This is a genomic window from Intestinibacillus massiliensis (genome assembly GCF_900155735.1).
Lineage (GTDB): Bacteria > Bacillota > Clostridia > Oscillospirales > Butyricicoccaceae > Intestinibacillus > Intestinibacillus massiliensis.
Window position 1 is genome coordinate 146,061 of record NZ_LT707058.1, and the last position, 10,662, is coordinate 156,722.

Below are 10,662 nucleotides of genomic sequence, written 5' to 3' on the forward strand. Positions count from 1 at the left end.
GTTTACGGGCTGCTGCGGCTGGCCGTCGCGGCCGGCCTCCTGCGGCGCGCCCGCGCCCTGCGGCGGGTAAGCGCGTTCCGGTTCCTGTGCGGAATCCTTTTTATTGAAATCGAAATCCATACGATCGTCCCTTTCTATAGGGGGCACCACGTTGGCTTTCCGCGGTGTTTCCCTTTGATTTGCCTTTATTCTACGGCCTGATTGTGCACGTTTGTTGACGGCTTTATGAACGCTTTGTTAAATCGTCCTGGGGCGCACCGCCGGGCAGCGCCTCCTTTTTGCCGTGCCCCTTCTTGTGCTGCGCCAGCGGGAGGGTAAAGGCAAACTCGGTTTCCCCGCCGTCCGACCGGACGGAAATATCGCCGCCATGCAGGTTGATGATGTTCTTGACGATATAAAGCCCGAGGCCTGCGCCGGTGCGGTCGCGGCTGCGGGAGGGGTCGGCCTTGTAGAAACGGTCGAAGATGTGCGGGATATCCTCCGCGGGGATGCCGCCGCCGGTGTTCTTGATGGAAAAGGCGCACATCGCCCCCTCGCGCCGCGCGCGCAGGGTGAGGCTGCCGCCCGCGTCGATAAACTTGACGGCGTTGTCCACCAGGTTGTATACCGCGCGGAACACATGGTCGCGGTCGCCCATGACGATCAGCTGGTCGTCGAACTCCACATCCACGTTGACGTGCTTGCCGTCCAGCTTCTGCTCAAAGGACAGGATGATCTGGCTGGCCATCTCGGAAAAGTCGAACGGGGCGGGTACGAGCAGCAGCTCGCCGGACTGGATCTTGGCCGCGTCCAGCATGCGCATGACCATGCGGGAAAGGCGGTGCACCTCCTCGGAGATGACGTGCAGGTACTTGTCGCGCTGCTCCTCGGGGATGGTGCCGTCCAGCATGCCGTCGACAAAGCCGCCGATCGTGGTCATCGGGGTCTTGAACTCGTGGGAGACGTTGCCGATAAAGCCGCGCGTCAGCTCCTCGAGCTGTTCCAGGTCGCTCGCCATGTTGTTGAAGGAGACCGCAAGCTCGTCAATCTCGTCGCAGCGGTTGTCCTCCGGCACACGCACGCTGAAATCGCCGCGCGCAAACTCCTTGGCGGCGTTCGCCATGGTCTTGAGCGGGCGCGTCATGCGCGAGGACGTGACGTAGGCCATGAGCAGCACGACCGCCATGGAGATCGCCACGATGATAAAGAAGGTGCGCATCACGTGGTTCAGCATGCCGGTAACCGTGTCGTTCGACGCGGAGACGAAGACCAGCGCCTGCAGGTCGCCCGCGGAATCCAGGCAGCGCGCGCCGACAATATAGCTTTCCTCCGCGAGCAGGCTGTCCAGGCGGCCGACGCCGGAAAAGTAGCCGGTCTTTTTGACCTGCTGCACGGCATAGGCCGGGATGGCGGTGCCCTCCCCCGCGACCAGCCCCTGGCTGTCCGCGCGGATCTGCACGTCGCCGTACAGGTCGGTGACGAGGATGGTCACATCCTCGTCCTTGGCGATGCGCAGCAGGAACAGCTGGTAGACCTTATCCATGCCCGCGGAATAGTTCGCCAGCGCGTAGCGCGTCTGTTCGGAAACGTTGATCGCGGTCTGTTTGATCTGCGTCTGCTTTTCCTGCAGGGAGTATTTGCCGATCTGGTAGGAAAAGGCCACGCCCGCCAGGATGAAGGCGATCAGGATGATCGAGGCGTAGGCCGAAAAGTTCTTTACAAAAAACGTCCGTTTCGCCATGGGCTCAGTCCTTGGTCTCGAACTTGTAGCCCACGCCCCACACGGTCTTAAGCTCCCACTTGTCGCTCACGCCCTCCAGCTTCTCGCGCAGGCGCTTGATGTGCACGTCGACCGTGCGCGTATCGCCGAAATAGTCGAAGCCCCATACGTCGTCCAGGAGCTGCGCGCGCGTGAACACGCGGTTCGGGCTGGACGCGAGGAAATAGAGCAGCTCGATCTCCTTCGGGGGCGCGTCGATGCGCTTGCCGTCCACGACGAGATCGTACGCCTGCTTGTCGATCACCAGCTTGTCGAAGGCGATCTTGCCGCTGTCCTCGGGCGCAAAGCGGCGGAACACCGCGCGCACGCGCGCCACGACCTCGCGCATCTCCAGGGGCTTGACGATATAGTCGTCCGCGCCCATCTCCAGGCCGGATACGCGGTCGGAGGTCTCGCCCTTGGCCGTCAGCATGATGATCGGCACGGCGCTCTCCTCGCGGATCGTGCGGCAGACCTGCCAGCCGTCCATCATGGGCATCATGACGTCCAGCAGCAGCATGTCGGGGCTTTCGGCCTTCCATTTTTTCAGGCCTTCCACGCCGTTTGCGGCTTCGGAGATTTCATAGCCCTCGCGCTCCAGATACAGGCGCAGAAGTTCTCGGATATTTTCTTCGTCTTCGACGATCAGGATTTTCTTAGCCATTGACAGCACCACCTACCCATTATAATCTATTCTATTATAGACCTTTTTGTGCGCGATTGCATTAACAGAGTGTAAAAAGCTGTGCAGCCGGCAAAAAAAGCGCAAGGGGCGCAAAAAAGCCCCTTCCCGCCGGGAAGGGGCTTTTTTACCATGTTATGAGGGGGATCTCGGGATTACTCCGCGTCAACCTTCGCCATGTGCTCTACGAGCATCAGCAGCTTGTTGGAATAGCCCCATTCGTTGTCGTACCAGGAAACAACCTTGACGAACTTGTCGGTCAGCGCGATGCCGGCCTTTGCGTCGAAGATCGAGGTGCGCTCGTCGCCCAGGAAGTCGGAAGAAACGACGTCCTCGTCGGTGTAGCCCAGGATGCCCTGCAGCTCGCCCTCGGAAGCCTTCTTCATCGCCGCGCAGATCTCGTCATAGGTGGCCGGCTTGGCCAGGTTGCAGGTCAGGTCGACGACGGAAACGTCCAGGGTCGGTACACGCATGGACATACCGGTCAGCTTGCCGTTCAGCTTCGGATAAACCTTGCCGACCGCCTTCGCAGCGCCGGTAGAGGACGGGATGATGTTGCCGCAAGCCGCACGGCCGCCGCGCCAGTCCTTCTTGGACGGGCCGTCGACAACCTTCTGGGTGCCGGTGGCGGAGTGTACGGTGGTCATCAGGCCCTCGGTGATGCCAAACGCCTCGTCCAGTACCTTGGCGATCGGCGCCAGGCAGTTGGTGGTGCAGGAAGCGTTGGAAACAAAGGTCATATCCTTGGTGTAGGTCTCGTGGTTAACGCCCATGACGAACATCGGGGTGTCGTCCTTGGAGGGGGCGGACATGATGACCTTCTTCGCGCCGCCGTCGATGTGGGCCTGCGCCTTTTCCTTGGTCAGGAACACGCCGGTGGACTCTACAACGTAGTCCGCGCCGACCTTGCCCCACGGGATGTTCTTGGGGTCCATCTCAGCGAAGAACAGGACCTTCTTGCCGTCAACCGTGATGGAGTTGTCATCATATTCGATGGTGCCGTCATAGCGGCCGTGCATGGTGTCATACTTGAGCATGTACGCCATGTAATCCGGGGTCATGAAGGGGTCGTTTACCGCGACAAAATCGATGTTCGGGTTCTTAAGGCCCGCGCGGAAAACCATACGGCCGATGCGGCCAAAACCATTGATACCTACTTTGATAGCCATTGCGTAGATTTCCTCCTCTTATTAGCACTTTTATTATTGCCGAAACAATTATACACTATTCATCCCGGTCTCCGCAAGCACAATTTCGTTAAAAAAATGTCATTATTCCAACTTTTTTTATTCAACTTTTTTTTGCAAAGTTTGCGGTGAAGATGATATAATAACAATATATTATGTTTTTTCTGCGATTTCATGCAAAAATGAAGATGGGGGTGTGTATGAGCGATCTATTTTTCCAAAATGGCGGCGAAGCGCTTGTTTCCCAGGTTTTGTCTATCCTTGACGCAGAAAACCGGGCTTTTGTACTGCTGGCACCCGATCTTCGCATCGCCGGGCTGACCGGCGCCGCAAAATCGCTGCTGGGGCAGGACGTCCTCAGCCCGCTGCCGCAGGTGCTGGGGCCCGCCGCGGCGGCCGCTGCCTCTTATTCACCTCTAGATGTGTATCCGAGACAGACCTTCTCCATGNGCTCCGCCCGCTCGGGCAGCCGCCCCTCGAGGTGGAGGACGGGTTCGACCTTGCGGAGGTGGAATTTTCGACGCTCGCCTATACTATATAAATAAATATCCCGCGCACGCATCCCCCTGCCGATTCCTATCCACGTGGCCGGCCCCGGCCATGCCGAACGCCGCTGCCCGGCGTTCTTTTTTTTCCAGCCGGCGCATAGGGTGGACAAGGTGCGGCCGGGCTGTCACCCTTACCAAATTTTTTCCAGAAAAACGGCAAATATGTAGCAATATGGCGGGTTGGCAAAAATATTTTGCGCTTTTTTTAAGTTTTTTGCATAATAGTGTTGATTCTTCGGGGCAATTGTTATTATAATCTAAGATGCCATGTAGTCCCCGGGGGCAAGTGCGCCCTCTGGCTGCATCCCAAAATTTGACGAAATAGGCTGTGCGCCCGCCCGCGGCATTCGGGCGATCACGCGGCGCATGGCTTATTTATGTGCACACACAAAATAATTGAGAGGTGAATCTTAATGGTGTACACGTTTCGTGGCGGCATTCATCCGGGTACCCACGCGGACCCCGGATACAAATCCGCGACAAACACCAAGCCGATCGAGGCAATGAAGGCGCCGGAACAGGTCATCCTGCCGGTCTCCATGCACATCGGCGCGCCCGCTTCCCCGATTGTCAAGGTTGGCGACATCGTGGACCTGGGGCAGATGGTCGCCGAGGCCCCGGCCCCGATGTCCTCCCCGGTTCATGCAACGGTATCCGGTAAGGTCGTGGCGGTGGAACCCCGCCTGCACCCGAACGGCACCAAGGTCATGTCCGTCGTTATCGAGAACGACGGGGAGGACCGCCTGCACGAGTCCGTGCATCCGTACGACTTCGAGTCCATGACGAACGAGGAGCGTATCGAGCACATCCGTACGGGCGGCATCGTCGGCCACGGCGGCGCGACCTTCCCGACCCACATCAAGATCCAGTCCGGTATCGGCAAGGTCGATACGGTCATCGTAAACGGCGCGGAATGCGAGCCGTACATTACGAGCGACCACCGCATCCTGCTCGAGCATCCCGAAGAGGTGGTCGAGGGCCTCAAGATGCTGGTCAAGATCCTAGGCGTCAAGCAGGCGCTGATCGGCGTCGAGCTGAACAAGGAGGATACCTTCGCCGGCATCGAAAAGCTGATCGCGGGCGACCCGGTGCTCAAGCTGTGCCCGCTCAAGTGCAAGTACCCGCAGGGCGCGGAAAAGCAGCTCATCAACGCGCTGACCGGCCGCGAGGTCCCCTCCGGCAAGCTGCCGGCGGACGCGGGCTGCGCGGTATTCAACGTGGACACCACCGCGGCGGTTTACCGCCGTTTTGCGGCCGGCATGCCGGTCATCCGCCGTATCGTCACGATCTCCGGCTCGGCCATCGCCAACCCGAAGAACCTCGAGGCGCGTATCGGCACCCCGATCGAAAAGCTGATCGACGCCTGCGGCGGCTTCAAGGAAGCCCCGAACAAGCTGATCGCCGGCGGCCCGATGATGGGCAACGCGCAGTTCTCGCTCGATATCCCGGTCGTCAAGGGCACGAACGCCTTCCTCGCCTTCTGCGGCAAGGAGGACAAGCGCACCGAGGAGCCGCAGTGCATCCGCTGCGGCAAGTGCATCAACGCCTGCCCGATGCACCTGCTCCCGATCTATATGAATATTTACGGCAAGGCCGGCGACCTGGACGAATGCGCCAAGATCGGCGCGCTCGACTGCATCGAGTGCGGCTCGTGCTCCTATGAGTGCCCCGCCCGCATCCCGCTGGTGCAGCAGTTCCGCCTGACCAAGGCCAAGATCCAGGAAGCCCGCCGGGCTGCCCAGGCGAAAAAGTAAGGGGGTTTTAAGAAGCCATGTATGATTTGAGTAAAGTAGTGGTAACCTCCTCGCCGCACATCAAAAACGATGAGGATACCCGCAGCATCATGCTGGACGTGATCATCGCGATGGTGCCCGCCCTGGCGGTCGGCATCTTCACGTTCGGCCCGCGCGCGCTCATGCTGACGTGCGTCGCGGTCATTGCCTGCATAGTTTTCGAGTTCCTGTACAACAAGATAGTACATACGGACGTGACGGTGGGCGACCTTTCCGCGGTTGTCACCGGCATGCTGCTCGCGTTTAACCTGCCGGTCTCCGCGCCCTGGTGGCTGCCGGTCTTCGGCTCCCTGTTCGCCATCGTCGTCACCAAGATGCTGTTCGGCGGCCTGGGCAAGAACTTCATGAACCCGGCGCTGGCCGGCCGCGCCTTCCTGATGGCGTCCTGGCCCGGCCTCATGACCTCCTGGACGGCGGTCGGCGCCAAGCTGCCGCTGTTCGGCTCGCTGTCCGCGGACGACGTCGCCGCGATCTCCACCGCGACCCCCCTGGCCGCGATGAAGGGCGGCCAGCTGCCCACCGAGGGCATCCCGGACCTGCTGCTCGGCCAGGTCGGCGGCTGCCTGGGCGAGGCTTCCGCGCTGGCGCTGCTGGCGGGCGGCCTGTACCTGCTGTACCGCAAGGTCATCACGGTCAACATCCCGGCGGCCTACATCCTGACCGTCGCGGTCATCACCTTCCTGTTCCCGCTCGGCGGCATGCCGCACTTTGAGTGGATGCTGTCCCAGATCCTGTCCGGCGGCCTGTTCCTCGGCGCGATCTTTATGGCGACCGACTATGTCACCAGCCCGGTCACCCCGAAGGGCCAGGTCATCTTCGGCATCGGCTGCGGCCTGCTGACCGTGTTCATCCGTTACTTCGGCGGCCTGCCGGAGGGCGTATCCTACTCCATCCTGATCATGAACACCCTGGTCTGGGTCATCGACAGGAAGACCCATCCGCGCAAGTTCGGCTACCCGGCCAAGGCGGAGAAGAAGAAAGAGGAGGTTAAGGCATAATGAACGAGACTGCTAAGAAGAGCGGCGCAGGCGAAATCGTCCGCCTGATCGTTGTGCTCGGCCTCATCACGCTCGTCTGCGCGCTGCTGCTCGGCGTGGTTAACCAGGTCACCGCACCGCTGATCGAACAAAACGACATCAAGGTCCGCAACGCCGCCATGCAGGAGCTCATCCCGGACGCGACCAGCTTCGACGACATGGGCGTCTCCATGAGCGCGGAAGACGTCGCGGCGGCGGGCGTCACCCTGCCGGCAGGCCGCAGCGCGGCCGCCATCAGCGGCGTCTATAAGGCCGTCAAGGACGGCGAAGAGCTGGGCTACTGCATCCAGGTGCAGCCGAAGGGCTTCGGCGGCGCCATCACCATGATCGTCGGCATCGGCGCGGACGGCACCGTCGCGGGCGCCAAGGTCACTGCGCACGGCGAAACCCCCGGCCTCGGCGCGAAGGCGCAGACCGACGCCGCCTGGATCGCGCAGTACGCCGGCCAGCCGGCGGACGGGCAGCTGCAGGTCTCCAAGGACGGCGGCACCATCAACGCCATCACCGGCGCGACGATTTCTTCCCGCGCGATTACGGACGGCGTGAACACCGCGGCGCAATACGTCGCGACCCTGGGTTAAAGGAGGGGCTTCGATATGAAATTTTTTGATAGTCTGAAATCGGGCGTCATCCTCGACAACCCGGTATTCATGCAGATGATCGGCCTTTGCCCGGCGCTGGCGACGACGACCTCGCTGTCCAACGGTATCGGTATGGGCCTCGCGGCCACCGCGGTCCTGATCTGCTCCAACGTCGTTGTTTCCGCGCTGCGCAAGTTCATCCCGGACAAGGTGCGTATCGCGGCGTTCATCTCCATCATCGCAACGTTTGTAACCCTGATCCAGATGCTGCTCAAGGCATACGTGCCCGACCTTGCGGCGTCCCTCGGCATTTTCCTGCCGCTGATCGTTGTAAACTGCGTCATCCTCGGCCGCGCGGAGGCATACGCGTCCAAGAACAAGGTACTGCCCTCCATCATCGACGGCGTTGTGATGGGCCTCGGCTTTACGTTCGCGCTCGTCCTGATGGGCTTCTTCCGCGAACTGCTCGGCGGCGGCACCATCCTGGCGGGCTACGTCAACGGTGTCAACGGCATCGCCGTCCCGTTCTTTAACACGAACCCGATGGTCATGATGATCCTGCCGGCGGGCGGCTTCCTCGCAATGGGCTTTATCCTGGCGGCCATCCAGAAGATTATGTCCAAAAAGGAGGGCAAGTAAATGTTTAGCTTTCCCGCTTCCATGGGCCTGACGGAACTGATTTCCCTTGCCCTTGCCGCAATCCTGGTCAACAACTACATCCTGGTCCAGTTCCTGGGCTGCTGCTCGTTCTTCGGCGTTTCCAAAAAGACCGACACGGCGGTCGGCATGGGCATGGCGGTTATCTTCGTCATGGCGCTGGCGTCCGCGGTTTCGTGGGCCGTCCAGTACTTCATCCTGGACCCGCTGAACCTCGGCTACATGCAGACCATCGCGTTCATCCTCGTTATCGCGACGCTCGTGCAGTTCGTTGAAATGTTCATGAAGAAGTCGATGCCCGCCCTGTACCAGGCGCTCGGCATCTTCCTGCCCCTGATTACCACAAACTGCGCGGTCCTGGGCGCGGCGATCACCAACATCGACAACCAGTATTCCTTCATCGGCGCGGTTGTCTACGGTGTCGCAGCCGGTATCGGCTATACCCTGGCCATCGTGCTGTTCGCGTCCATCCGCGAGCGCCTCGACGTGACCTCGAAGTGCCCCAAGTGCTTTGAAGGTTTCCCGATCGCGCTGGTTTCCGCGGCGCTGCTCGCAATGTCCTTCATGGGCTTCTCCGGTCTGAAAATCTGGTAACCCGCGGTAGAAGGAGTGAAAAAGTAATATGGATATTAGTAACGTAATTTCAGCGGTCGCGGTGCTCTTTGTCATGGGCGTCGTGTTCGCGCTGTTGCTCGGTATCGCGGCGAAGATTTTCGCCGTCGAGGTAGACGAGCGGATCCCGCTCGTACGCGAATGCCTGCCGGGCGCAAACTGCGGCGGCTGCGGCTTCCCGGGCTGCGACGGCCTGGCCACGGCGATCGTCGAGGGCAACGCGCCGGTAAACGGCTGCCCGGTCGGCGGCGCGGCCTGCGCGGAAAAGATCGCGGCCGTGATGGGCGTCGATGCGGGCGCGGGCGACAAGCTGGTCGCGCATGTGCACTGCAACGGCGGCTGTAACGCGGCCGACAAGGCCAAGTACGAGGGCCTGCAGGATTGCCAGGCGGCGCTGCGCGTCGCGGGCGGCCCTAAGGCCTGCCAGTTCGCATGCGTCGGCCTCGGCACCTGCGAGCGCGCCTGCCCGTTTGACGCGATCCACGTCGTAAACGGCGTCGCGACCGTCGACAGCGAGAAGTGCACGGCGTGCAAGAAGTGCGTCGCGGCCTGCCCGCAGCACATCATCGACATCGTGCCGGATAAGTGCAAGGTACATGTCAACTGCTCCTCCAAGGCCAAGGGCCCGGAAGTCATGAAGGTCTGCACGGTCGGCTGTATCGGCTGTGGCCTGTGCGAAAAGACCTGTAAGTTCGACGCGATCCATGTCGTCAACGGCGTGGCCGTGATCGACTATGACAAGTGCAAGAACTGCAAGATGTGCGCGAAGGCTTGCCCGCGCGGCACCATCGAGCCGATCCCGACCGCTGAGGAAAAGGAAAAGTTCAAGGCGATGCAGAAGGCGCAGGCGGAAAAGGCCAAGGCCGCCGCTGCAGAAAAAGCTGCCGCAGCCAAGGCGGAAGAGAAGTAAAAACTGCCGTTTCGGCAAAGGATATGCAAGGGGGGCGGGGCGTTGCCCCGTCCCTTCCGTATCCCGGCAAAAAAGAAGCAAAAAGGAGTTGAAAGCCTATGTACCGACCTTACCGCGGCCAGCGTGCCCAAAGGCACCGCCGCATCCGCAACTGCATTCTGGTCCTGCTCGCACTGCTCGTCGTGGCGGGCGCCGTTTTCCTTCTTTTTTTCCAGGATCGTATGGTGTATTCCTCGGACGGCGTGCACTTTGACCTCCCGTGGGGCAAGGCGGACACGCAGGACGATGGAAACGTGGACGTGCCCCTCGACATCGAGGGCGGCGGCGAGGGGCAGGATACCCCGCCCGACGACGGCGCCGCGCCCGCGCCGCTGGCCGTATCCGCCACGCCCAAGCTGCTGGAAGTCCCCGTAGGCCGCCTGGGCGACGAGGCCTACCTGGGGCAGGTGAAGGCGCTGCAAGCGCAGGGCGCGATCAACGGCGTTGCCATCGTCGTCAAGGACGCCGCGGGCAACCTTGCCTGGGGCGGCACGCCGGATACGCTCGCCGCCGCCGTGCAGGCGTTCCAGGCGGACGGCCTCCCGGTCACTGCGGTGCTGTATGCCTATCAGGACGACGCCCGCGCGGCCGCAGACGAAACCGCCGCGCTCCACCGCACCAACGGCAACGTGTGGCGCGCCGCGGACAACACGCGCTACCTTGACCCCGGCGCGGACGCGGCGAATGCCTACCTATCCGGCCTCGTGCAACAGCTTTCCGGCATGGGCTTCCAGGAGGCCGTGCTGCGCGCCTACGGCTGGCCGGCCGAGGGCACCGGCCGCCTTGACCGCATCCGCTACGGCGGCTATGCCGACCCGGCCGCGCGTTCCGCCAAACTGGCGGAGACCCTGGAGGCGCTCAAGGCCGCGGCGGGCGGG

Annotated in this window: 10 protein-coding genes; 7 read left to right on the plus strand and 3 right to left on the minus strand. The window is 61.6% G+C overall.

The genetic code is table 11. From position 1 onward, the window contains the following. Positions 1–223: 223 nt before the first annotated feature. The 3 genes from CZ203_RS07665 to gap all read right to left on the minus strand — a co-directional run bounded on the left by CZ203_RS07665 (position 224) and on the right by gap (position 3,589). Positions 224–1,720 (minus strand): sensor histidine kinase, encoded by a 1,497-nt coding sequence (locus CZ203_RS07665; protein WP_087065538.1) that lies wholly within the window; start codon positions 1,718–1,720, stop codon positions 224–226. A 4-nt stretch (positions 1,721–1,724) separates the two neighbouring features. Continuing rightward, the gene (locus tag CZ203_RS07670) at positions 1,725–2,402 is read right to left on the minus strand and encodes a response regulator transcription factor (RefSeq protein WP_087065539.1); all 678 of its coding nucleotides are present in this window, start codon (positions 2,400–2,402) and stop codon (positions 1,725–1,727) included. A 173-nt stretch (positions 2,403–2,575) separates the two neighbouring features. Beyond that, positions 2,576–3,589 carry a type I glyceraldehyde-3-phosphate dehydrogenase gene (gene gap / locus CZ203_RS07675; protein WP_087065540.1) on the minus strand — a complete coding sequence of 338 codons (1,014 nt, stop codon included), beginning with the start codon at positions 3,587–3,589 and terminating at the stop codon, positions 2,576–2,578. 979 nt (positions 3,590–4,568) lie between these two features. Between gap and rsxC the strand changes: the two genes are divergently transcribed. The 7 genes from rsxC to CZ203_RS14700 all read left to right on the plus strand — a co-directional run. Next, positions 4,569–5,909 carry an electron transport complex subunit RsxC gene (gene rsxC, locus CZ203_RS07685; protein WP_087065542.1) on the plus strand — a complete coding sequence of 447 codons (1,341 nt, stop codon included), beginning with the start codon at positions 4,569–4,571 and terminating at the stop codon, positions 5,907–5,909. A gap of 17 nt (positions 5,910–5,926) precedes the next feature. Further along, complete coding sequence (locus tag CZ203_RS07690; RefSeq protein WP_087065543.1) at positions 5,927–6,946, plus strand: RnfABCDGE type electron transport complex subunit D; 1,020 nt, start codon at positions 5,927–5,929, stop codon at positions 6,944–6,946. Continuing rightward, entirely contained in the window at positions 6,946–7,566 is a 621-nt protein-coding gene (locus CZ203_RS07695; RefSeq protein WP_087065544.1) for an RnfABCDGE type electron transport complex subunit G, read from the plus strand. The genes CZ203_RS07690 and CZ203_RS07695 overlap by 1 nt, the downstream gene beginning before the upstream one ends. A gap of 15 nt (positions 7,567–7,581) precedes the next feature. Next, positions 7,582–8,205, plus strand: coding sequence for an electron transport complex subunit RsxE (gene rsxE, locus CZ203_RS07700; RefSeq protein ID WP_087065545.1), 624 nt, complete (start codon positions 7,582–7,584; stop codon positions 8,203–8,205). After that, complete coding sequence (gene rsxA, locus CZ203_RS07705; protein WP_227105582.1) at positions 8,206–8,817, plus strand: electron transport complex subunit RsxA; 612 nt, start codon at positions 8,206–8,208, stop codon at positions 8,815–8,817. Between the two features lie 28 nt (positions 8,818–8,845). Then, positions 8,846–9,745, plus strand: coding sequence for an RnfABCDGE type electron transport complex subunit B (locus CZ203_RS07710; protein ID WP_087065546.1), 900 nt, complete (start codon positions 8,846–8,848; stop codon positions 9,743–9,745). 98 nt (positions 9,746–9,843) lie between these two features. Next, on the plus strand, positions 9,844–10,662 hold an 819-nt coding region (locus CZ203_RS14700; RefSeq protein ID WP_087065547.1), incomplete at its 3' end, for a putative glycoside hydrolase.